21 protein-coding genes and 1 tRNA gene are annotated in these 21,237 nt (G+C 68.8%); 6 read left to right on the forward strand and 16 right to left on the reverse strand.

The window, feature by feature from the left end; all coding sequences use genetic code 11:
- Positions 1 to 48 precede the first annotated feature (48 nt).
- Together ACFXHE_RS14215 and ACFXHE_RS14220 are read right to left on the reverse strand one after the other, a co-directional pair.
- On the reverse strand, positions 49 to 654 hold the full coding sequence (locus tag ACFXHE_RS14215; RefSeq protein WP_356998822.1) for a TetR family transcriptional regulator: 606 nt from the start codon (positions 652 to 654) through the stop codon (positions 49 to 51).
- A 69-nt stretch (positions 655 to 723) separates the two neighbouring features.
- Positions 724 to 1,881 (reverse strand): pyridoxal phosphate-dependent aminotransferase, encoded by a 1,158-nt coding sequence (locus tag ACFXHE_RS14220; RefSeq protein WP_379383064.1) that lies wholly within the window; start codon positions 1,879 to 1,881, stop codon positions 724 to 726.
- Positions 1,882 to 2,060: 179 nt separating this feature from the next.
- Here ACFXHE_RS14220 and ACFXHE_RS14225 point away from each other — a divergent pair, with 179 nt between their 5' ends.
- Positions 2,061 to 3,050 carry a M23 family metallopeptidase gene (locus ACFXHE_RS14225; protein ID WP_379383066.1) on the forward strand — a complete coding sequence of 330 codons (990 nt, stop codon included), beginning with the start codon at positions 2,061 to 2,063 and terminating at the stop codon, positions 3,048 to 3,050.
- A 62-nt stretch (positions 3,051 to 3,112) separates the two neighbouring features.
- Here the strand turns inward: ACFXHE_RS14225 and purD are convergent, their stop codons facing one another.
- Positions 3,113 to 4,396 (reverse strand): phosphoribosylamine--glycine ligase, encoded by a 1,284-nt coding sequence (gene purD, locus ACFXHE_RS14230; protein WP_379383068.1) that lies wholly within the window; start codon positions 4,394 to 4,396, stop codon positions 3,113 to 3,115.
- Between the two features lie 92 nt (positions 4,397 to 4,488).
- Between purD and ACFXHE_RS14235 the strand changes: the two genes are divergently transcribed.
- The gene (locus ACFXHE_RS14235) at positions 4,489 to 4,914 is read left to right on the forward strand and encodes an HIT family protein (RefSeq protein WP_354831079.1); all 426 of its coding nucleotides are present in this window, start codon (positions 4,489 to 4,491) and stop codon (positions 4,912 to 4,914) included.
- A gap of 35 nt (positions 4,915 to 4,949) precedes the next feature.
- On the opposite strand, the gene ACFXHE_RS14240 is transcribed toward ACFXHE_RS14235, so the two are convergent.
- The 3 genes from ACFXHE_RS14240 to ACFXHE_RS14250 form a co-directional block, all read right to left on the reverse strand.
- Positions 4,950 to 6,353: a sensor histidine kinase gene (locus ACFXHE_RS14240; RefSeq protein ID WP_379383442.1), complete on the reverse strand. Its 1,404-nt coding sequence runs from the start codon at positions 6,351 to 6,353 to the stop codon at positions 4,950 to 4,952.
- Between the two features lie 74 nt (positions 6,354 to 6,427).
- Entirely contained in the window at positions 6,428 to 7,165 is a 738-nt protein-coding gene (locus tag ACFXHE_RS14245) for a response regulator transcription factor (RefSeq protein WP_354831085.1), read from the reverse strand.
- Entirely contained in the window at positions 7,162 to 7,725 is a 564-nt protein-coding gene (locus tag ACFXHE_RS14250) for a hypothetical protein (protein ID WP_379383070.1), read from the reverse strand. The genes ACFXHE_RS14245 and ACFXHE_RS14250 overlap by 4 nt, the downstream gene beginning before the upstream one ends.
- Before the next feature lie 278 nt (positions 7,726 to 8,003).
- Here ACFXHE_RS14250 and ACFXHE_RS14255 point away from each other — a divergent pair, with 278 nt between their 5' ends.
- The gene (locus ACFXHE_RS14255) at positions 8,004 to 8,960 is read left to right on the forward strand and encodes an AraC family transcriptional regulator (RefSeq protein WP_379383072.1); all 957 of its coding nucleotides are present in this window, start codon (positions 8,004 to 8,006) and stop codon (positions 8,958 to 8,960) included.
- Between the two features lie 305 nt (positions 8,961 to 9,265).
- On the opposite strand, the gene ACFXHE_RS14260 is transcribed toward ACFXHE_RS14255, so the two are convergent.
- The 3 genes from ACFXHE_RS14260 to ACFXHE_RS14270 all read right to left on the reverse strand — a co-directional run bounded on the left by ACFXHE_RS14260 (position 9,266) and on the right by ACFXHE_RS14270 (position 10,717).
- A tRNA-Thr gene (locus ACFXHE_RS14260) sits at positions 9,266 to 9,337 on the reverse strand.
- A gap of 165 nt (positions 9,338 to 9,502) precedes the next feature.
- Positions 9,503 to 9,745, reverse strand: a complete 243-nt coding sequence (locus tag ACFXHE_RS14265; RefSeq protein WP_019931522.1) for an MbtH family protein — start codon at positions 9,743 to 9,745, stop codon at positions 9,503 to 9,505.
- Positions 9,746 to 9,883: 138 nt separating this feature from the next.
- Entirely contained in the window at positions 9,884 to 10,717 is an 834-nt protein-coding gene (locus ACFXHE_RS14270; protein ID WP_379383074.1) for an alpha/beta fold hydrolase, read from the reverse strand.
- 229 nt (positions 10,718 to 10,946) lie between these two features.
- Here ACFXHE_RS14270 and ACFXHE_RS14275 point away from each other — a divergent pair, with 229 nt between their 5' ends.
- Both ACFXHE_RS14275 and ACFXHE_RS14280 read left to right on the forward strand, forming a co-directional pair.
- Entirely contained in the window at positions 10,947 to 11,114 is a 168-nt protein-coding gene (locus tag ACFXHE_RS14275; protein ID WP_162958162.1) for a hypothetical protein, read from the forward strand.
- A gap of 3 nt (positions 11,115 to 11,117) precedes the next feature.
- Positions 11,118 to 12,599 (forward strand): trehalose-6-phosphate synthase, encoded by a 1,482-nt coding sequence (locus ACFXHE_RS14280; protein WP_379383076.1) that lies wholly within the window; start codon positions 11,118 to 11,120, stop codon positions 12,597 to 12,599.
- Positions 12,600 to 12,656: 57 nt separating this feature from the next.
- Here ACFXHE_RS14280 and ACFXHE_RS14285 read toward each other — a convergent pair whose 3' ends face one another.
- The 6 genes from ACFXHE_RS14285 to ACFXHE_RS14310 form a co-directional block, all read right to left on the reverse strand.
- Positions 12,657 to 13,628, reverse strand: coding sequence for an oxidoreductase (locus ACFXHE_RS14285; RefSeq protein ID WP_379383443.1), 972 nt, complete (start codon positions 13,626 to 13,628; stop codon positions 12,657 to 12,659).
- A 79-nt stretch (positions 13,629 to 13,707) separates the two neighbouring features.
- Positions 13,708 to 14,520 carry a class I SAM-dependent methyltransferase gene (locus ACFXHE_RS14290; RefSeq protein ID WP_379383078.1) on the reverse strand — a complete coding sequence of 271 codons (813 nt, stop codon included), beginning with the start codon at positions 14,518 to 14,520 and terminating at the stop codon, positions 13,708 to 13,710.
- The gene (locus ACFXHE_RS14295; RefSeq protein ID WP_379383080.1) at positions 14,517 to 14,987 is read right to left on the reverse strand and encodes a nitroreductase/quinone reductase family protein; all 471 of its coding nucleotides are present in this window, start codon (positions 14,985 to 14,987) and stop codon (positions 14,517 to 14,519) included. The genes ACFXHE_RS14290 and ACFXHE_RS14295 overlap by 4 nt, the downstream gene beginning before the upstream one ends.
- Entirely contained in the window at positions 14,978 to 15,715 is a 738-nt protein-coding gene (locus tag ACFXHE_RS14300) for an SDR family NAD(P)-dependent oxidoreductase (protein WP_379383082.1), read from the reverse strand. Before ACFXHE_RS14300 ends, ACFXHE_RS14295 begins: the two co-directional genes overlap by 10 nt.
- Positions 15,716 to 15,740: 25 nt before the next feature.
- Complete coding sequence (locus ACFXHE_RS14305; protein WP_379383084.1) at positions 15,741 to 16,682, reverse strand: 3-oxoacyl-ACP synthase III family protein; 942 nt, start codon at positions 16,680 to 16,682, stop codon at positions 15,741 to 15,743.
- The gene (locus ACFXHE_RS14310; RefSeq protein WP_379383086.1) at positions 16,682 to 17,809 is read right to left on the reverse strand and encodes a cytochrome P450; all 1,128 of its coding nucleotides are present in this window, start codon (positions 17,807 to 17,809) and stop codon (positions 16,682 to 16,684) included. The genes ACFXHE_RS14305 and ACFXHE_RS14310 overlap by 1 nt, the downstream gene beginning before the upstream one ends.
- A gap of 342 nt (positions 17,810 to 18,151) precedes the next feature.
- On the opposite strand from ACFXHE_RS14310, the gene ACFXHE_RS14315 reads away from it, so the two are divergent.
- Positions 18,152 to 20,050: an alpha/beta fold hydrolase gene (locus ACFXHE_RS14315; RefSeq protein ID WP_379383088.1), complete on the forward strand. Its 1,899-nt coding sequence runs from the start codon at positions 18,152 to 18,154 to the stop codon at positions 20,048 to 20,050.
- A 60-nt stretch (positions 20,051 to 20,110) separates the two neighbouring features.
- Here the strand turns inward: ACFXHE_RS14315 and ACFXHE_RS14320 are convergent, their stop codons facing one another.
- Positions 20,111 to 21,235, reverse strand: coding sequence for an acyl-CoA dehydrogenase family protein (locus ACFXHE_RS14320; RefSeq protein ID WP_379383090.1), 1,125 nt, complete (start codon positions 21,233 to 21,235; stop codon positions 20,111 to 20,113).
- Between the last annotated feature and the right edge of the window lie 2 nt (positions 21,236 to 21,237).

The raw sequence follows: 21,237 nt of genomic DNA on the forward strand, positions 1-21,237 counted from the left end.
ATTCGCCCCGGCCGGAGCTTCCCGAAGGTTCCCGGGAGTAGGGCCGAGTTATGCCGGTGGGGCGACGATGTCGATGATCTCGAGCAGCGCGCCCCGCGCCATGCGCCGGGGCTGCGGGTCGAGTTCACCGAGCGCGGTCACCACCGCCCCATCGACGACCGCCACCAGGCGGCGGGTCTGTTCGGTGCGCACCACGCGGTCGGAGCGGCGCAGCACGTCGGTCAGCAGCTCGTCCAGCTGGGCGCGTAGTCGCAGCTGGACCTCTCGTAGTTCCGGGTGCCGGGCGGACGCGACCGAGCGCTCGTAGCGGGCGATCAGCTGGCCCCGCGCGTCCAGGTCCTGAATCTCCGGACCCACCAACAGGTCCAGCACCAATTCCACGGTGGCCTCCGCCCCGCGCCGGCGGTGCGTCACCTCGCCGACGCGGCGGCGCATGGCCTCCAGTTCGGCATTGCCGGAGAACTCGACCGCGCGCGCGATCAGATCCTCGAGCGATTCGAAGTAGTAGGTGGTCGACGCGAGCGGCAGATCCGCTCGGGTTGCCACCGAGCGGTGCCGGACCGCTTCGAAGCCACCTTCGAGCAGGAGCTCGGCGGCGGCACAAACCAGCGCTTGGCGACGCCGTTCGCCTTTCGGAGTCGTCGCAGTGGTCACGGTGCAATCGTGCCAGTCATCACCGGCGCTGTGTTCATTTTGCCCACTGCGCTCAATCTCCTTGGCAGATCAGGCCAAATACCGTTCCAACCGGTCCAGTGCCGCTTCGATGTCGGCGCCGGCTCCGGCGAACGAGAAGCGAACCGTGTGATGGCCGTTGCGGGTGTCGAAGTCGATGCCGGGAGCCAGCGCCACACCGGTGGCGTCGAGCACCTCGGTGCACCAGCGCATCGAATCATCGGTCAGGTGAGCGATATCCGCGTAGGCATAGAACGCACCGTCGGCGGGGGCGAGGTCGGTGATGCCGAGCTTGGGCAGACCCGACAGCAGCAGCTGGCGATTCGCCGCATAGCGCCGCACATGACCGTCCAGTTCGGCTTTGGCCTCCGCGCCGAACGCGTGCACCGCCGCGAACTGAGAAATAGCCGGAGGGCACACCGTCATGTTGGACGCCAGTCGCTGCAGCGCCGGGCGCAGCGATTCCGGCACCAGCATCCAGCCCAGCCGCCAGCCGGTCATGGAGAAGTATTTGGACACCGAGCCGATGACCACCGACTCCCGAGAGGTCTCCCAGGCCGAGGAGGTCGGCTCGGTGCCGGCGTAGACGATGCCGTGGTAGATCTCGTCGGAGATGAGCAGCGTCCCGTGCTCGTCGCACCAGCGGGCCAGCGCCGCCAGCTCCTCCGGCGCGATCATGGTCCCGGTCGGATTGGCCGGGCTCGCCACGATCAGGCCCGCGGGCGGCTCCGGCAGCGCCTCCAGCATGGCCACGGTCGGCTGGAACCGGGTCTCCGGCCCGCAGTCCAGTTCGACCACATCGCAGCCCAGCGCGGTCAGCGTGTTCCGGTAGGCCGGATAGCCCGGCCGGGCCACCACGACGGTGTCGCCGGGATCGAAGGCCGCCAGGAAGATGAGGGTGAACGCGCCGGAGGAACCGGTGGTCACCACGACATCGTCCGCGTCCACGCGCACCCCGTAGGTGCTGCGATGATGCTCCGCGATGGCCTCCCGCAGCGCCAGGGTCCCGAATGTCTCGGTATAGCCCAGCAATTCGGAATCCAGGGCCGCCTTGGTGGCGCGCAGAACCGCCGCCGGAGCGGGCGTGGACGGCTGCCCCGCGGCCAGCACCAGCACATCTCCGCGTGTCCGGGCCCGTTCAGCTGCTGCTTTCCAGACGTCCATCACGTAAAAAGGTGGAATGGTCGACCGGCGAGATTCGATACGCACTCGACAGACGGTAGAGCACCGACTCCCCCGCCTGTCCGGGAACTGCCACCCGAATGCCTGAGGAGGCGGCTGTACAGGGGGGACCAGCAACCACCGGGACCACCCCGGAGGCCGACCCGCACCCACCCGAATCCACGCCACCGCGGACAGCTGCCGCGACGGACAGCTATACGCCGGGTGTGCGGTCGCAGCTGGCATTCCAGGACGAGCCCTCGCGAGGTCAGGAGGCGCTGGAACGGGTCTGGCGGTCGGTGGTCCGGCTCGCGGGGCAGGCGATCGCCTGGCTGCGGCTGTACGCGCCGATCGCGCGGGAACGCGCGATCGAGCGGTGGGCCCGGCGGCCGCGCTCGTGGGCCGAGACCGTCGAGCTGGTGCGGCGGGGCCGGGCCGAAGCGCGGCGGCAGTGGCCGGTGGTGCGCGCGTGGGGCATTCGGCACCGGGTGCTGATCGGCGGCGTGATCGCGGTGCTGGTGTTCGCGAGCGCGGACGGCGCGCTGGGCCTGCTGCCCACCGACGCCGAGGTGGGTCCCGGTGTGGCGCTGCGGGTTCCGGTGCAGTATCCGCTGCAGGTGCAGGCCTCCCCGGAGACGTCGAAACGGTATCTGGACGCCATCAACAACGGTGAGCATCTGCGCGAGCAGGCGGTGGTCTCGGCGGCCGCGGCGGCCACGCTGGAGCGGGCCAAGGCGGAGGCCGCGGCGGCCGTCGCCGGGCAGCCGCAGCCGTGGATGACGCCGTCACCGGACAGTTCGCTGCCGCCCGGCTTCGTGAATCCCGGCGCAGGCGGGTTCGCGCTGCCCGCGAAGGGCGTGTTCACCTCCGGGTTCGGGGCGCGCTGGGGCACCTTCCACGCGGGCATCGACATCGCCGCGCCGCTCGGCTCACCGATCTACGCGGTGGCCGCGGGCACCGTCATCGACGCGGGCCCGGCCCAGGGCTTCGGCCTGTGGGTGCGCATCCGCCACGACGACGGCACCATCTCCGTCTACGGGCACATGTACGACTTCTCGGTGTCGGTCGGCGAGCGCGTCCCGGCGGGCCTGCAGATCGCGCGCATCGGCAACCGCGGCGACTCGACGGGACCGCACCTGCACTTCGAGATCATCATCAACGGCCAGCACGTGGACCCGCAGCCCTGGCTGGCCCAGCACGGCATCATCGTGGGCTGAGCCGCGATATGGCAGTGCCCGCCCGAACTCGGTTCGGGCGGGCACTGTTTCGTCTCGTGAACTCAGACCGCGGTCGGGACCGTGATGCGACCCTCGGTGGCGGCCAGGGCGATGTCGGTGCGGAAGTGGCCGCCCGGCAGCTTGATTCCGGCCAGCCGGTCGTAGGCGTTCTTGCGGGCCTCGGCGAGATCCGCGCCCTGGCCGACGATGGCGAGCACGCGGCCGCCGGCGGAGACCAGCGCGCCGTCCTCACGCTGCGCGGTGCCGGCGTGCAGCACCTCGGATTCGGTTCCGGTACCGGTGGATTCGGCCCCGGTGATGACATCGCCGCTGCGCGGGCGGGCCGGGTAGTTCTCGGCGGCCAGCACCACGGTGACGGCGGCGCCGTCCTTCCAGCGCGGCGCGGGCACCTGGTCCAGGGTGCCGGTCGCGGTGGCGTACAGCAGCTCGCCCAGCGGGCTGTCCAGCATGGCCAGCACGGCCTGGGTCTCGGGATCGCCGAAGCGGCAGTTGAATTCGATCACGGCCGGCCCGGCCTGCCCGACGGCGAGACCGGCGTACAGCAGGCCGCTGAACGGCACGCCGCGGCGAACCATCTCGGCCGCAACGGGTTTCACCACATCGTCGACAATGGCCTGCAGGGTCTGGTCCGGCAGCCACGGCAGCGGCGTGTACGCGCCCATGCCGCCGGTGTTCGGCCCGGTGTCGCCGTCGCCGACCCGCTTGTGGTCCTGGGCGGGCAGCAGCGGCACCACGGTCTCGCCGTCGACCAGGCAGAACAGCGACACCTCGGGGCCGTCGAGGAAGGACTCCAGCAGCACCGGGTGGCCCTGCTCGAGCAGTTCGGCGCCGTGCTCACGGGCTACCGACCGGTCCGGGGTCACCACGACGCCCTTGCCGGCGGCCAGGCCGTCGTCCTTGACCACCCAGGTCGGCCCGAAACGATCCAGCGCCGCATCCAATTCGCCCGGATGATCGACGATCTCGCTGTGCGCGGTGCGCACCCCGGCCGCGTTCATGACGTCCTTGGCGAAGGCCTTCGAGCCCTCGATCCGCGCGGCGGCGGCGGACGGGCCGAACGCCGGGATCCTGGCGGCCCGCACCGCATCGGCCACGCCGAGTACCAGCGGCACCTCGGGTCCGACCACGACCAGATCGACGCCCAGCTCCTGGGCGAGCGCGGTCACCTCCGCCCCGGAGGTGGCCTCCACCGCACGCACCTCGGCGTGCTGGGCGATGCCGGCATTGCCGGGCGCCGCATACACGGCGGACACCGCCGGGTCCTTGCGCAGTGCCAGGACGAGGGCATGTTCACGGGCTCCGGAACCAATGACGAGTACGCGCACGGCAGACAGCTTAAAGGGCTGGGCAGACGCAATCGGTAGCGGTCCGTTGTGCGTTCGCGCGGGGGTGTTCTTCCCCGCGTAAGGTCCGGGGCATGGCTTCTGTTTTCTCCGCAATCATCGACGGTCAGCTGCCGGGCCGGTTCGTCTGGGAGGACGACGAATTCGTCGGCTTCCTCACGATCGCCCCGGTGACGCAGGGGCACACGCTGGTCGTGCCGCGCAAGGAGATCGACCAGTGGCAGGACGTCGATCCGGGCACCTTCGCGCGCCTGACCGCGGTCGCCCAGAAGATCGGCCAGGCCGTGCGGGCCGCCTGGGACGCCCCGCGGGCGGGCCTGCTCATCGCGGGTCTCGAGGTGCCGCACCTGCACATGCACGTCTTCCCGGCCTTCCACCTGGGTGACTTCGACATCAGCGGGGCGGACCCGGAACCCAGCAAGGAATCCCTCGACGAGGCGCAGGCCATGATCAAGCAGGCCCTGCGCGACCTCGGCTACGGCGCGAACGTCCCCGCGTAGTGAACCCGGGTGCCCGCGTCCCGCGCGGGCACCGCTCAGCGCGGTTCGCGCGGCAGCCGGACGGTGAACGTGGTGCCCTCCCCCGGCTCACTGGTCACCGACACCTTGCCGCCGTGCGCATCGACCAGCGCATGCACGATCGACAGTCCCAGTCCCGTACCGCCGCTGTCCCGGCTGCGGGACGCATCGGTGCGATAGAAGCGTTCGAAGACCCGCTCGGCCTGTTCGGCCTCCAGTCCCGGCCCGGTGTCGGCGACCTCGATGAGCACCTCGTCGACGGCCGGGGTGAGCCGCACCGTCACCTCCGCCTCGGGCGGGGTGTGCACCAGCGCGTTGTTGATCAGATTGGCCAGCACCTGCCGCAGTCGCGTCTCGTCGCCGAGCATCTCCAGAGTGCCGGGCCCGGGCCGGATTTCGAGGTCGATCTTGCGGTCCGGACCCTCCGGGCGCTGTGCCGCCGCCAGGGCGCGCGCACTGTGCACGGCATCGCTGGCCATCATGAGCAGGTCCAGCGGCCGCCGCTCGATCGGCCGCTGCGCGTCCAGCCGGGCCAGCATGAGCAGGTCCTCGATCAGCAGCCCCATCCGCTTGGACTCGCGTTCGATGCGGTCCATCAGCATGTCGGGATCGGTGATCGCGCCCTGCCGGTACAGCTCGGAGAAGCCCTTGATGGTGGTGAGCGGGGTGCGCAGTTCGTGGCTGGCGTCGGCGACGAAGCGCCGCATCTTGGCCTCGGAGCGCCGCGCCGCCTCCTCGGAGGCCTCGGTGGCGGCGAAGGCCTGCTGGATCTGGGTCAGCATGGTGTTCAGCGACTGTGAGAGGTGATCGACCTCGGTGTCGGTGCCGCGCACCGGAACTCGCTGATGCAGGTCACCGCCCGCAATGGCGGCCGCGGTGCGCTCGACCTCCCGCAGCGGCCGCAGACTGCGCCGGATCACGATGCGTGCCACCGCCGCCAGCGCCGCCAGCACCAGCGCGCCGATCACCAGTTGCAGCACGATCAGCTTGTCCAGCAGCGAGTTCGTCTCGTCCATGCGCAGCGCGATGGTGCTGGTGCCGTACTCGTTGACGGTCCGCAGCACCCGCCACTCCTCGGTGGACGCGCCCACCGATCCGACGGTCTCCGGTCGATTGCCCAGGTCCGCGGGCACCTCGGGCTGCTGCACGCCCGCCGACAGGCTCAGCGTGACCTGGCCCGTCGCATCCTGCACCTGCACCCAGTACAGGTGCGGCGGCCGTTCCCGCCCGCGCACGGTGGGCAGCGGTTCCGGGCGTTGCGCGCCGGGCGCGGCCCAGCTGTGAGCGGCGTCGTAGAGCTGCCGGTCGATGCGTTCGACCAGCACATTGCGCATCAGCGAGGTGACCGCGATACCCGAGACCAGCAGCCCGAATCCGACCAGGGACACCAGCGCGAGCACCAGGGTGGTGCGCAGCGGCACCGCGGCGAGCCCGTCGGCGAGCTTGCCCCGGAGACTGCGAGCCGTGCCTGTGCCATCGACCGGCGGGGCAGCGTTCACGCGTTGGCCGTCTTGCCGCGCGGCTCCCGCATGACGTAGCCGACCCCGCGCAGGGTGTGGATGAGCCGATCCGGTCCGGTGTCGACCTTCTTGCGCAGGTAGGACACATAGGTTTCGACCACGCCGACCTCGCCGCCGAAGTCGTAGCGCCACACGTGGTCCAGGATCCGCGGCTTGCTCAGCACGGTGCCGGCATTGACCAGGAAGTACCGCAGCAGCGTGAACTCGGTGGGCGACAGGGCAACCGGTTCGCCCGCCTTCCACACCTCGTGGGTGTCGTCGTCGAGTTCGATATCGGCGAACCGCAGCCGCGACGTCTTGGTCTCCGGCGCCGAGCGCCCGGACCGCCGCAGAATCACCCGGAGCCGCGCGACCACCTCTTCGAGGCTGAACGGCTTGGTGACGTAGTCGTCGGCCCCGAGCGTCAGTCCGGTGATCTTGTCGTCCACGTCGTCGCGCGCGGTCAGGAACAGCACCGGTGCGTCGATCCCGTCGGCCCGGAGCCGCCGCAACAGCCCGAAGCCGTCCATCCCGGGCATCATCACATCGATGATCAGTGCATCCGGCCGGAAGGTCTTGGCCTTGTCCAGCCCCTCGGTGCCGCTCGCTGCACTCGCGACCTCGAACCCTTGATATCGCAGGCTCACCGACAGTAGCTCGACGATCATGGGCTCGTCGTCAACGACGAGCACCCTCGCCTCGGGTTCGCGCGGCTGAACGGGCACACCTGTCATAAGGCCATATTCTGCGCTTCCCCCGCGAAGAACCTGACCCTTCCCTGGGAGTTTCCTGCGAGGAGCGCACCAACCCCCGGCTGCCGGATCTTTTCGATGACAGGGACGATCCCAACTCTTCCTCGGGGCTCGTCTCCCGGGTCCTGGCCGCTGGAGACCCGACGGTCGAGGAACTGCCTGGGTGGATTGACCGTCACGGGGAATGAATTGATGGTCGCAAGGACGGGTCCCGGGTTGTCTATGTCCTCGAGGTCGAGCGGCTCTACAAGTGCATAGACATCGTTCTGTGGGGGAAAGTTGGTGACATTGGAGTACCTGAGAATGCGCGGCTTCAGCGTGTCGGTTTTGATGACTCTCACCGAGGAGATGGTGTCGTCCATCGAATCGCCGACGTAGGCGATGTCGCCGGTGTAGATCATCTCCGCGCCCTTGCAGTCGCCGTCCTTATAGGAAACAGCCGAGTAGCCTGGAGCCACTGTCAGCGAGGACACAACGTCGTTGCCGACGTGCCCTGTGCCGTCGCCGAGGTTCCAGCGCGGTCGGGGACCATCCGGCGACACCGGTGCGGCACAACAGTTCCGGGACTTCCTCGCCCTCGACCCATTGGCCGAGGCTGACCGCGTGCACGGCCGGATCGCCGAAGGTGTTGCTGATCTACCCCCTTCGTAGGTCAGCAACATCGACAACGGTGCGGGTCAGCCCTGTTCGCGTTCGATTTCGTCGAGCAGCGTGGCGAGCGACTCACTTAGTCAAAGGTTAAGTGCGCGTATAGATTCGGGTCGACCGGATTTGCGACGAACCTTTTCCGGGATTGCGACAACGCCGAAGAGGGACGCAGGTGTCTGAGCTGGAATTGTCAAGCGACACCACATCCGAGGTGCCGAAGGACGACAGACCGGCGTACTGGCGCGAGCAGGTTTCCACCAATCAGGGCGGAGCGCGGGTCGACTTCAGCGATTGGCCGAACTTCGATGGCGCGCTGCGGGTTCAGCGCCTGGCGGGCTATCAGTTGGGCGACTTCCAGAATGTGCAGTTCGAATCCACCGAGATTTCCTACGAACGCACGCTGGCCGAGGTCGAGGCGGACGGCGACCGCAGCACCCGATTGCTGATCCCGCGCAGCGGAACCGTCGGCATCGAGCAACACGGCACACGAGTGCTGCTGCGGCCTGGTCAGATGGGCGTCGTCGATTGGGGCCAGCGCATGGTGCTCTCCCACGGCGACCATGTGCGGAGCTGGATTCTGAACGTTCCTGCCGACACACTGCGCTTGTCTCCCGATGGGCCGCCGCATCTGGCATTGGACGCCCACGACCCGCTGCTCGGGTCCGTGCTTGCGCTCACCGAACAGCTCGACCGCCATGGCGACACGATGACGGCGACCCAATTCTTGAAGATCAGCATGCACTGGACCGGGCTGCTGGCCAGCGCTCTGGACGAACGCTGGGCCCCGGAGAACACGAAACTGGCCGCGATATCCCGACATGCGCGCCTGCACATCCGCAGATGCTCCGATGACCCGCGGGTCACTGTGGAAACCGTCGCCGAAGATCTCGGCATCACGCGCCGCCAGCTCGAACGCGCCATGCGACTTTCGGGCACTACTCCCCATAGCTACCTGCTCACCGCCCGTCTCGAACGGGCGGTGGCACGCCTGTCCGATCCCCAGAATCAACGCCGAACCATCGCCGATATCGCCTACGACAGCGGTTTTTCGGCTCTGTCGGTCTTCAACAAGGCCTGCCGGGACAGATACCACGCTTCTCCTGGCCAGCTACGGCAACGAAGCCTCTAGCCAGATGAACCAGCATCCGACATGTGCGAACGAGGACCCGGTGTTGGTTGTTGGCGTAGCTGTCGGCGTAGCGCTCGAGCAGCCACACCATCCACGAGTTCACATCGTCGGCCCCACCTGGGACCAATCAGTGTGATTGGTCTCACACCGCAGGTGCGCCCCACGAACCACTGACCGCTTCGACGTAGGTCATCACCGTCTTGGGCGGCTTGCCCACAGCGTTCAGGTGCCGCCTGAACGACCGAATTTCCGTCGCTCAAAAGGAAGCAGGCTCCGACCTGCTTTCGCTGGTCAGAGCCTTTTTGAGCCCCCTGTCAGGATTGAACTGACGACCTTTCGCTTACAAGGCGAGTGCTCTACCACTGAGCTAAGGAGGCGGAAAGCGGTGCCATCATAACCGGGGTGGCCGGCTGCGCGGAAAAGCCGGCGTCCCAGTCGGAACGATGCTGCGTGGAAGACCGGAGCGCGGCCGGGCGACGCTCGTGGCATCGACCGGCCGCGTTCGGAAGCCGTTCGCGCAGTATCGGACTAACCGCAGGGTGTCAGGACTGAGCCGCCTGACGAGCCGCGTCGTCCGCCGCCATGGCGTCTCGCAGGCTCTTCGGACGCATGTCGGTCCAGTTCTTCTCGACGTACTCGACGCACGCGGCACGGCTGTCCTCGCCGAAGACGACTCGCCAACCCGCCGGAACCTCGGCGAAGGCGGGCCACAGGGAGTGCTGTTCCTCATCGTTGACCAGGACGAAGAACCGGCCGTCTTCGTCATCGAAGGGGTTGGTGCTCATTTCACCTCACTGGATACTGGCGCTGTGTACGGGAACGTAGACGGATCGTCCAGCCACCGCAGTGATGGAACGAGCCCCCGACGTTGATTCGACCCTAGCAAGGCAGGCGTTACCGCTGGGCGGTTACCTGCACTTCGTTCAGGCCGCGAAGAATTCGAGCAGGATCTTGTTGACGGCCTCCGGTTGTTCCAGGTAGCCGAAGTGCCCGGCGTCGGGAACCTCCTGGTAACGGGCTCCCGGAATAATATCGGCGACTTCGCGGGAAAGGTAGGGCGGGATCATCCGGTCGTCCGCGAAGCCCATGGACAGGCAGGGCACGGTGATGGCCCGGTAGGCATGGGTGCGGTCGAAGTCGTGGTCCATGCGCCGCTGGGCGCGCACGCCGGGCGCGGCCGGGCCGCCGGTGAATTCGAACAGGTCGAGCCAGTCACGAGCGGCGTGCGGGTCGGCCATGGTGGCCGGCGAGAGGTTCATGATGGCGGTCATGGCGGCCTCGTATTTGGCGGGCAGCCGCGTGCCGGAGGCGTCGAGTTCGTGCTCGCCGAACGAGAGCGTCTTCTGGAACTGGTCGAGCCGGGCGTGTCCGGCCATGAAGATGGCCTTGCGGACCAGGTCGGGCCGGGCCAGCGCGAGTTCCTGCGCGACCCGCGCGCCCATGGACTGACCGACCACCAGGGCCGGTCCCTCGTCGAGGAATTCGATGAGGGCGGCGGTGTCGCGCACCAGGTCCTCGATGGTGATCCCGGCGGGCGATTCGAAGGACGGTGCGATGCCGCGGTTGTCGAAGGTGCAGACCCGGAATCCGGCGGCGACCAGCGCGGGCACCTGGTGCAGTTCCCACACCCGGCCGCCGCTACCGGTGCCCATGATCATGACGACCAGCGGCGCGGACCCCTTGACGTCGGTGCCCTTGGACCGGTCTCCCTTGACCTGGTAGTTCAGCGAGATTCCGTTCACCGTCGCCAACGGCATGCTTCAGACCCCTTCGCCACGTTTCCGATTTCCACGTTTCGTAGACCGTATAGGCATCGGGGCCTGGAACGTTTCGCCCGGTGCCGCCGACCGTGCGGTCTGGTCGGCAGGTCTGGTCAGCACGACCATTGCGGTTAGGGCTCGCAATGTACGCAGCGCACGGTCCCGACTTTCCTGGCAGATACGATGGACTCCTCGCACCGAGCAGACTTTCCCGAGAGGACATGAGATGGCCGCGAAGACCGGCGCAAACGACATCGCGGACGACGATCTGGAACCGCTCGCCGACGAAACCGCTCGACAGGCCCAGCGTGTGGTGGCCGCCTACGCCACCGATGCCGACGAGTGCCGCATGCTGCTGTCCATGCTGGGCATCGGTCCGACGCGAGGCGAATGACCCGTGCACCCGGATAGCTCCGGCTCCGGTTTCGTCGTCGTCGCCAACCGGCTTCCGGTCGACCTGGAGCGACTACCCGATGGAACCACTCGCTGGAAGCGCAGCCCCGGCGGCCTGGTGACCGCGCTGGAACCAGTACTGCGCAACAACAAGGGCGCCTGGGTCGGCTGGGCCGGCGTCCCGGATGTGGATCTGGATCCGATCGTCGAGGACGGTCTGGAACTGCATCCGGTGCCACTGTCGGGCGACGAGGTCGCCGATTACTACGAGGGCTTCTCCAACGCGACGCTGTGGCCGCTGTATCACGACGTGATCGTGCGGCCGGTCTACGACCGCCAGTGGTGGCAGGCGTACGTCCAGGTGAACCGCCGTTTCGCCGAGTACACCGCCAAGGTGGCCGCCGAGGGCGCGACGGTGTGGGTACAGGACTACCAGCTGCAGCTGGTGCCGAAGATGCTGCGCATGCTGCGGCCCGATCTGACCATCGGCTTCTTCCTGCACATTCCGTTCCCACCGGTGGAACTGTTCATGCAGATGCCGTGGCGCACCGAGATCGTCGAGGGCCTGCTCGGCGCCGACCTGATCGGCTTCCATCTGCCGGGCGGCGCGCAGAACTTCCTGTATCTGGCCAGAAGGCTGGCCGGCCAGCCGACGTCGCGCGGCAATGTGGGCGTGCGTTCGAAACTCGGTGTGGTGCAGGTGGGTTTCCGCACCGTGCGGGTGGGCGCGTTCCCGATCTCCATCACCTCCACCGAGCTGGACGAGTATTCGCGCCGCCGCGGAGTGCGGGAGCGGGCCGCGAAAATCCGTGCGGAGCTGGGCAATCCGAAGACGATCCTGCTGGGCGTGGACCGCCTGGACTACACCAAGGGCATCGACATCCGGCTCGCCGCGCTCGAGGAGCTGCTGCACGACGGGCGCATCGACCCTGCGGACACGGTGATGGTGCAGCTGGCCACGCCGAGCCGCGAACGCGTCGAGTCCTACATCCAGATGCGCGGCGACATCGAGCGCCAGGTGGGGCGGATCAACGGCGAGTTCGCCCGGGTGGGTTATCCGGTGGTGCACTACCTGCACCGCCCCATCCCGCGCGAGGAGCTGATCGCGTTCTTCGTGGCCGCCGACGTCATGGTGGTGACGCCGTTGCGCGACGGCATGAATCTGGTTGCCAAGGAGTACGTGGCGTGTCAGGGCAGTCTGAACGGTGCGCTGGTGCTGAGCGAATTCACCGGTGCGGCAGCGGAATTGCGGCAGGCCTACCTGTGCAATCCGCACGATCTCGACAGCGTCAAGGACGCCCTGATCGGCGCGATCGACGACGACCGCGACACCCGTCGCCGCCGGATGCGTTCGATGCGGCGCCAGGTCCTCACCCATGACGTCGACCGGTGGGCGCGCGCCTTCTTGGACGCCCTGGCCGCCGATCGGGTCGCCGGCAGCGCGCTGCTGTCCGATGACGATGTGGACCCGGATCTGAGCCGCTGACCCGGTCGTAAGGTGAACGCCCCCTGAGGATTTCAGGGGGCGTTCGGCGTGTCGGGCCTAGTCGGCCTCGCCGTCGAGTTGGTCGAACCGGTAGGTGACTCCGGTGAGCCGTTCGGATTCGGCCCACAGCTGGGCCGCCAGCTCGGGATCGCGGGTGCGTTCCCCGGCTGCGTTCGGCACCGGGTAGCCCTTGGTCGAGCCGGTGGGGCCGTAGAAGTCACCGCCGCGCACGCCGGGGTCGGTGGCGGCGCGCAGGCTCGGCAGCGCACCCATCTCGACGGTCTGCATGACGATCCGGAACACCCAGCGCAGCGAGGGCCGGGACAGGAAGGCGACTGCGGGACCGAAGTTCTGGGCGAAGTCGGATTCGGCGGCGCCCGGGTGGGCCAGCACCGAGATCAGCCGGCTGCCGGTGCCGTTGAGCTGCCGCTGCAGTTCGAATGCGAAGCTGGCGTTGGCCTGCTTGGACTGCGCGTAGGCGGGGTAGGCCTTGTAGGTGCGCCGCTCGTAGGTGAGGTCGTCGAGGTCGAGCCAGGTGCCCTTCTGCGCGGGGACCCCGCTGGTCACCGTGACGACGCGGGCCTGTGGCGCCGAGTGCAGCAGATCGAGCAGGAGTCCGGTGAATGCGAACGGGCCCAGATGGTTTGTGCCGAAGGTGGTTTCGAACCCGTCCTCGGTGACGGTCCGCTCCCGGCTCAGCGTGCCCGCATTGTTCACCAGCAGGTCGATCTGCCCGAAGTCGTCGTGCAGCCGTGCCGCGGCCCGGTGGACCGACTTCAGCGACGTCAGATCCAGTTCCACGAACGGCAAGTCGGCGTCCGGCGCGGTCCGGCGGATGGTTTCCGCCGCGGCCGCGGCCTTGTCGGCATTGCGGCAGGCGAGGACCACCCGGGCGCCGTGTTCGGCGAGCCGCAGCGCGGTCTCCAACCCCAGCCCGGCACTTGCCCCCGTCACAATGGCGGTGCGCCCCTGCAGATTCGGGATGTCGGCGGCGGTCCACGGTGCCTTCTTGTTCTCCACGTGCTGCATCCTGACCGGTCGGGTTTCACTCAACTCTGTGACCTTAACCCGGTCACCGGTGGGCCGCAGCCGCGCCGAGCCGCGGCCCCTACGCGAAGGTCAGCCGCGCGATCAGATGGCGGTGGTTCCGGACCAGCGGCAGCCTGCGCTGCAGGCCGAGCATCACCGGTGAACACCAGCCGCGTCCGGGGAGCATCGGAAGCTCCTGGTAGCCGGAGACTCCTGGGATCTGCTGCGGCAGCGCCCGGGTCTGGGCGACGGTCAGGCCGAAGGGCATGGGCGGCAATACATAGTCCGATCCGCGGGCCAACTTGGTCCCGTTCAGCGTGCGCTCGGTCAGGCCGGGCGGCAGGACGTCGAAGATGACGCTCGCGCCCGGAAACCGCTGTGCCATATCGCCGATCAGCGCGTACACCTCGTCCGGCTGCAGGTACATGAACAGGCCCTCGGCCGTGATGAGCACGTCCCCGGCGCCGACCAGGTCGAACCAGGACCGGTCCAGCGCCGACGCGGCGACCGTGCGGACCCGTGTCTCCTCCGGCAGCAGCTGCTCACGCAGGGCGATCATCTCCGGCAGGTCCACCGAGATCCAGTTCAGGTCCGGTGTGCCGAGCCGCCAGTAGGTCGTCTGCAGTCCCTCGCCGAGGGCGACCACGGTGCCGCCGGGCGAGTTCCGGTGGAAGCGTTCGATTTCCGCGTCGATGGTGCGGGCGCGCAGCACCTGGGTCTGGGCGGGCCTGCCGAAGCTCCGGTAGTCGAAGTGGATCGACCGGCACAGTTCCTCGGCACGGAAATCGCAGAAGTCCGAATCGGTCCGGGCGGATTCGGACGCCCGGCTCCACAGCGTCCACAGCGCGGTCACCGGAACGCCCTGCAGCGCCGCCGCATTCGCCTCGCTCACAGTTCGCGCAATCGGACCAGCGGTATCCGACGTTCGGTCCGGGACTGATAGTCGCGGTAGAACTCGCGGTCGGTCGTCAAGGCGTCCCAAACCTCCTGATACTCGGGATCTTCGATGATCTGGGGACGCGCCCGGAGCTCGGCCGCGCGCAGCTTCACCCGCACCTCGGCATTGGCCGCGGTGTCGGTGAGGTTCCAGTACCAGGCCGGATGCCGCGGCGCCCCGATGAAGGAGGCGACGACGATGCGGTGTCCCGCCGCGTCGACCCAGAACGGCAGCGCCACCTTGTGGGTCTTCCCGCTCCGCCGCCCGACGGTCTGCAGCAGCAGATGCTCCATGCCCGAGCTGATCCAGACCTCCTCGGCGTCGGTGTATTCCATGCCCATCACATGCTTGCGCCCGAGCTCCACCAGCTCGGCCTGCTCGGGTTCGCTGAACGGATTGTTGCGCTGGTCGGTCAGGCCCACATCAAACCTCCGTTGACATCGAGAATCGCCCCGTTGACGTAGGAGGCGTCGTCGGAGGCGAGGAACACGGCCGCCTGCGCGGCCTCCTCGACCCGCCCGGCCCGGCCCAGGGCGAACCGCTTGCGGTAGGCGGCCCAGACCCGATCGTTGCCGGCCAGCCGGCCGCCCATGCCGGCGTCGAGAATGCCGGGTGAGAGGGCGTTGACCCGGATTCCGTACTGCCCCAGTTCGATTGCGCTGGTCCGGGTGAACATTTCGATGGCGGCCTTGGTGGCGCTGTAGCCGGCCGCGCCGACCGCTATCCGGCTCGCCATGGACGAGGACATATTGATGATCACGCCGCCGCGTTCCCGCAGGTGCGGCACGGCCGCACGGGTGCACAGGAAGGTGCCGGTCAGGTTGGTGGCGACCATGGCGTCCCAGTCGTGCGGGGCGAGCTGTTCGATCCGCCCGTCCCGGCTCACCCCGGCATTGGCCACCACCACGTCCAGTCCGGACAGCGATTCCGCGGCCGCGGCCATCAGCTGCTCGACCGCCGCCGGATCGGCGACATCGGCCGGATGGAACAGGCAGCGGTCCGGGTATTCCTCCTTGAGGAGCTGGTAGTCCCCGGCCGTGCGCGCCGAGCACATGACCGACGCGCCTTCCGCGAGAAACGCTTTCGCGATCGCGAAGCCGAGCCCCCGGGTGCCGCCGGTGACGACGGCGGCCTTTCCTTCGAGCCGCATCAGGAGTCCTCCGATTTCGTTCGGGTCAATACCACGTCAGGACCGCCGCCCCGGCGCTCATGCCGCCGCCGACGCCGGCCAGCAGAATGCGCTCACCGCGTTGCAGCGGACGCTCGAGATGGGTGCTGTGCAGGGTGATGGGAATGGAGGCCGCGCCGGTGTTCCCGTAGCGGGGAGCGGTCAGCGGCACCCGGCCGGGATCCACGCCGAGTTCCCGGATACAGGTCTCCAGCAGCCGGGTGTTGGCCTGGTGCAGGATGATCCGGTCCATCTCGGCGAGCGTGTAGCCGGATTCCGCCAGCGCCTCCGCGATGAGTTTGGGCAGCATGGTCAGCACGTAGTCGCGGACCGCGCGGCCGTCCATCCGGAACAGCCGCTCCCCCGCGGGAACCTCGACGAGACAACGCAGTTCGCCATTGGTGACCAGGCGGCTCGCGTGCAGCCCGTAACCCGGCGGCACCGGTCCGACCAGGGTCGCGCCCGCACCGTCACCGAACAGGCTCACGGTCTTGCGATCGGCGCGGTTCATGATCCGGGAGTAGATGTCGGCCCCGACCACCAGCGCCGGGTCCGCCCCCTCTCCCTCGCGTTCCAGCAGTCCGGCGGCGACGGTGAGGGCGAAGAGGTAGCCGACGCACACCGAGTTCAGATCGAAGGCGGGTATGCCGCTGAGCCCCAATTTGTGTTGCAGCGCAGCGGCTGTCGCGGGCTGCGGCTGATCCCCGGTCGAGGTGGCGACGATGACGCTGCCGATCCGCGGCCAGGTCTCCCGGGGCCCGAGCAGATCGAGGGCGGCCCGGTGGGCCAGATCGGAGGTGGCCGTCTCCGGGCCGGCGTAGCGGCGGGTGTCGATGCCGGTGCGTTCGCCCACCCACTCCGGTGTGGTGTCCGCCCAGGCCGCGATGGTGGCATTGCCGATCTCGGCGGGCGGCACGTAGGCGCCGGTGCGCAGGATTCCGACCGCCATCACAGGCACACCGGTAGTTCGGCCAGTTGCCAGACCGCCGACCCGCTGTGCCAGCGCACCTGCTCGGGTGCGACCGCGAGCCGGGCGCCGGGGTAGTCCCGCAGCAGCGTGCCGATGCCGACCTCGAGTTCCATGCGGGCGATCTGGGAGCCCAGGCAGTAGCGGGTGCCGTAACCGAAGGCCAGGTGGGGCTTGGCCGATCGTGCCGGGTCGATGTGTTCGGGATCGGTGTAGACGGCCGGGTCCAGATTGGCGGCGCCGATGGCCGGGACGACGTAGTCGCCGGGCACCAGGTCCACCCCGCCGAGCCGAATGGGCTCGCGGACCCGCCAGGGCAGTCCTTCACCACCGGCCAGGGCGATGGTGCGGAGCAGCTCGTCGACCGCACCCGGGATCCGGGCCGGATGCGCCCGCAGCTCGGCACACAGGTCCGGGCTGAGCAGCAGGCGCAGCACGAGCTTGCTCAGCATGTGGGCCGAGGATTCGTAGCCGCCCACGATGAGGGCGAAGACGACGGTCACCAGCTCCCATTTCGCCAGATCGTCGCCGTGGCGGACCAGATCGGAGACGAAATCCCCGGTGGGCGCGGCTTTCCGGTCGGCGATGAGGCGCAGCACGTATTTGCCGAGATCCTGCAGCGCGGCGTCCGCGCCGCGCGCGCCGGCGGCGGCCACGGAGGCGTCGGTGAGCAGCGCGCTCACCCAGTCGGCGACCTCGGGTTGCTCGGCTTCGGGAATGCCGACCAGCTCACCGAGCACCTTCAGCGAAAACGGTTTGGCGACAGCGGATACGTAGTCGGCGGCCGCCGACCGCTCGAGCTCGGCCAGCCGCCGCGTCATGAGGGCCTCGGCGGTGGCGCGCAGCGCGGTCATCCGCCCAGCGGTCAGTTCCCGCCCGATGACGCGGCGCAGTTTGGTGTGGATGCTGTCGTCGAGACTGCCGATGCCGCCCTGCAGCAGCAGTCCGGCGGTGAGCCGCGGCGCGGTGTCCTGGGACATTCCGGTGCGGCTGAACGCCTTCTGCGAATAGACGGTTCGCACATCCTCGTAGCCGGTGACCAGCCAGGCCGCATCGCCGTACGGGTACTGCACCCGCGCGATGCCGCCGGATCCGCGGACCTCGTCCATGACCGGGTCCAGGCCCAGTGATCTCGTTGTCTCCGACGGGTATCTGTGTACGGGACACCGCAGCATATCCATAGAACCCCTCCCAACGGCGGAGCGTATGACTGTGCTTCTCCGCCAATCTGTTTCACGGCCGAACCGTTTTCGATTGCCGCGCGACCATGCGCAGATCTATTGCGTCTCAGTGACTTTCAACGTCCATGAACCCACCCCATCGACTCCTTCGCACTGTAACTTGTTCTAGAACTCGTTGCAGGGCTTCAGTCGGCAAATCCGCTGTGACCAAACACATATGGACTCACGGCGAGTTTTTGACTAGGGCACGTTTCATTTCTGGGGAGTGCAATGGAATTCGTCGGGAGTGCACCCGATCCCGTCACCAGCCCGTTCGCCATGGTCGAAGGCCGGCCCATGTACCGGTTGCGGCGCTACTTTCCGGAGCAAACGGCGGCGGGCCCGGCCGCCCTGCTGGTACCTCCGCTCATGATGACCGCCGAGGTCTTCGACCTGGACACCGAGACCGGAGCGGTGACGCTGCTGCATCGGGCCGGAATCGATCCGTGGGTCCTCGACTTCGGTTCTCCGGCAACGGAAGAGAACGGCTGGGAACGGACCCTGGACGATCACGTCCTGGCGGTGGCCGCCGCCGTCGACACCATGCGTGACCACACCGGCGACGCGGTGCACCTGGTCGGCTACTGCCAGGGCGGTATGTTCGGCTACCTGGCCGCGGCACACCGGCGCGGCGAGGGGATCGCGAGCATGGTCGGGATCGGCAGCATGGTGGACTGGACCGCCGCCGGGCTCCCGTTCGGCCCGCGCATCGCGAACTTCCTGGCCGAAACGGTGCGCGAGGGCAGCAATATCACCGACTCCATCCTGAAGACCTGGTGGGATCTGGTCGATCCGGTGAACGCGGTGCGCAATCGCGTGCATACCCTGCGCCACCGCTCCGCACCGCGCCTGTCCCCCGCCGAGGAACGCCGTCGGCGGTTCATGGCGGGTGAGGGCCGCATCGGCTACCCGGGTCCGGCGGCCTCGGATCTGCTGCGGCAGTTCGCGATCGGAAACCGCCTGCACTCCGGCGGATTCGTGGTCGGCGAGCGGGTGCACAGCCTGGGCGAGCTGACCTGCCCGATTCTCGGGATCGTCGGGTCGAAGGATCAGCTCGCGCCCGCCGCCTCGGTGCGCGGCATCCGGCACGCGGCGCGCAGTGCGCCGGTGTACGAGGTCGGTGTCGACGCCGGGCACTACAAGATGGTCGCGGGCGGCGTCGCGGTACGGACGACCTGGCCCGCCATCGCGGACTGGCTGCACTGGCACGGCGGTGACGGGCCGCGCCCCGAGCAGATCGTCGACATGCCCGAGGCGACACCGAGGCCGCCCCGGCCGCGGAGCCGGGCCCAGCGGGCGCTGTTCGCCCCGCCCCGGCCCGCGCGCCCCGGAAAGCTGCTGCCGGGCAACAGGATTTCGCCGGGATCGGCCTGGGGTGCGCGCACCTCCTCGCGCGACTGCCTGCTCTATGCGGGCCGGATGCGCACCGAGGCCGCGGTGAACGCCCGTATCGACGCGGTGGTGCGGGCCCTCATCGCGGTGGGTGTGGAGCCCGCCGATCAGGTGGGCGTGGTGATGGGGATGCGACCGGGTGCCCTGATCGCGACGGCGGCCCTGTCGCGGCTCGGCGCGGTGGCGGTGCTGCTGCCCGCAGACGAGAATCTGGAGGCGGCCGTAGCGGCCACCGGTATCGGCACCATCATCGCCGGCCGGCCGGACATCGACCGCGTCGGGGAGCACGACCATCGACTACTGGTGCTCGGCGATGACAGCGTGCGCGGCAGCCGGAAAGCCCTGGCGGACAATGCAACCGATCTGGACGCCATCGACCTCCGGACCGTGCGACTACCCGACTGGTACACCCCGAATCCCGGGACCGCCGACGACCTCGCCTTCCTCGCGGTCGACGTCGCGACGCCCACGCCGACGGTCGAGCGGATCACCAATCGGCAGTGGGCCCTCAGCGCATACGGCACGGTGCCCGCCATCGGAATCGACTATCGGGACACGCTGTATTGCGTTGGTGCACTGTCGGATCCGCAGGTATTCGCCGCGGCGGGCGCGGCGCTGGTGAGCGGGGCCCGAATCGCACTGGCCCGCTCGGCGACTCCCCGCCAGATCGAGAACGAGACCCGGCGCTACGGTGCGAGCATCATCGCGCGAACCGGCACTCCGGCTGTGCGACAGTGACATCGGCGGCGAACGGACCGGCGTGATCACGGAGTTCCGGGATCACGCCGGTCCCTCCCGCTAGAGGGCGGCCGCCATCGCCGCACCCAGTGCGCGCAGGTGGTCGGTCGCGCCGCCGAGCGCGAATTCGTTGTGTTTGGCGGCGGTGAAGTACTGGTTCACGATGTGGTCGCGGTCGATGCCGACGCCGCCGTGCACGTGTACCACGGTGTGGGCGACGCGGTGACCCGCCTCGGCGGCCCAGAACTTGGCGGTGTGGACCTCGGCCGCGGCGGGCAGGCCCTCGGCCAGCCGCCAGGCCGCCTGCGTCACCGCGAGCCGCACGCCCTGGACGTCGATGTAGGCGTCGGCCAGGCGCTGGGCCACGGCCTGGAAGCTGCCGATCTTGCGATTGAACTGCTCACGCTCGCGGGCATACGCCGCCACCAGCTCCAGCCCCTGTTCGAGAGTGCCCAGCTGCTGCGCGGCCAGCCCCAGCCAGGCCCGGTCCAGCAGCCGGTGCAGGATCTCGGCGCCGCCCGCCACCGTGCCCACCGGTTCGGCCGGTGCGGAATCGAATTCGACCGCGTATTCGGGACTGCGATCGGTGGTGATCTGCTCGGTGACCGTGACGCCGGCCGCCGACGGATCGACCAGGAACAGGGCGACCGTCCCAGATACGCTGGCGGGCACCAGGATACGATCGGCCTGGCGCGCGAACGGCACGGTGGTCTTGGCGCCGTTCAGCGTCCAGCCCGCGTCCTCGGCCGCCCCGGTGACCGGTGCGGTGGGCTCCCAGTTCCGGGCTTCGCTGAGGGCCACGGTCAGGATGATCTCGCCGGTGGCTGCCCGCGCGGCGAGGTCCCGCTGGGTCGCGGTACCGAATTCGGCGAGGGCGGCCGCGCTCAGCACGATGGACCACAGGTAGGGCACGGGGGCCAGGGCCTTGCCCAGCTCGCGCAGGACGGCGGTCTGTTCCAGGACGCCGAAGTCGCTGCCACCCACGGACTCCGGCAGCGCGGCGGCCAGCACACCGGTCTCGGCGAGTGCGTTCCACAGCTGCCGGTCGAAACGCACCGTGCGGTCACCGGCGGCGTCGAGGTGCTTGTCGAGCTCGCGCAGCCGGTCGGGGGTGACCAGCTTCGCGCAGACCTCACCGGTCAGGCGGGCGAGATCCCGCTGGGCCTCGGTAGGAGTGAAATCCATGA

The sequence above is a fragment of the Nocardia sp. NPDC059229 genome, assembly GCF_042754165.1.
In the GTDB taxonomy this organism is placed as follows: domain Bacteria; phylum Actinomycetota; class Actinomycetes; order Mycobacteriales; family Mycobacteriaceae; genus Nocardia.

Coding starts and splice junctions, on each gene's coding strand:
- ACFXHE_RS14310 (WP_379383086.1), bottom strand. CDS start 17,809: ATGGACGAGGTCCGCGGATCCGGCGGCATCGCGCGGGTGCAGTACCCG.
- ACFXHE_RS14315 (WP_379383088.1), top strand. CDS start 18,152: ATGGAATTCGTCGGGAGTGCACCCGATCCCGTCACCAGCCCGTTCGCC.
- ACFXHE_RS14235 (WP_354831079.1), top strand. CDS start 4,489: ATGGCTTCTGTTTTCTCCGCAATCATCGACGGTCAGCTGCCGGGCCGG.
- ACFXHE_RS14300 (WP_379383082.1), bottom strand. CDS start 15,715: ATGCGGCTCGAAGGAAAGGCCGCCGTCGTCACCGGCGGCACCCGGGGG.
- ACFXHE_RS14270 (WP_379383074.1), bottom strand. CDS start 10,717: ATGCCGTTGGCGACGGTGAACGGAATCTCGCTGAACTACCAGGTCAAG.
- ACFXHE_RS14265 (WP_019931522.1), bottom strand. CDS start 9,745: ATGAGCACCAACCCCTTCGATGACGAAGACGGCCGGTTCTTCGTCCTG.
- ACFXHE_RS14305 (WP_379383084.1), bottom strand. CDS start 16,682: ATGGCGGTCGGAATCCTGCGCACCGGCGCCTACGTGCCGCCCGCCGAG.
- ACFXHE_RS14275 (WP_162958162.1), top strand. CDS start 10,947: ATGGCCGCGAAGACCGGCGCAAACGACATCGCGGACGACGATCTGGAA.
- ACFXHE_RS14245 (WP_354831085.1), bottom strand. CDS start 7,165: ATGACAGGTGTGCCCGTTCAGCCGCGCGAACCCGAGGCGAGGGTGCTC.
- ACFXHE_RS14320 (WP_379383090.1), bottom strand. CDS start 21,235: ATGGATTTCACTCCTACCGAGGCCCAGCGGGATCTCGCCCGCCTGACC.
- ACFXHE_RS14285 (WP_379383443.1), bottom strand. CDS start 13,628: ATGCAGCACGTGGAGAACAAGAAGGCACCGTGGACCGCCGCCGACATC.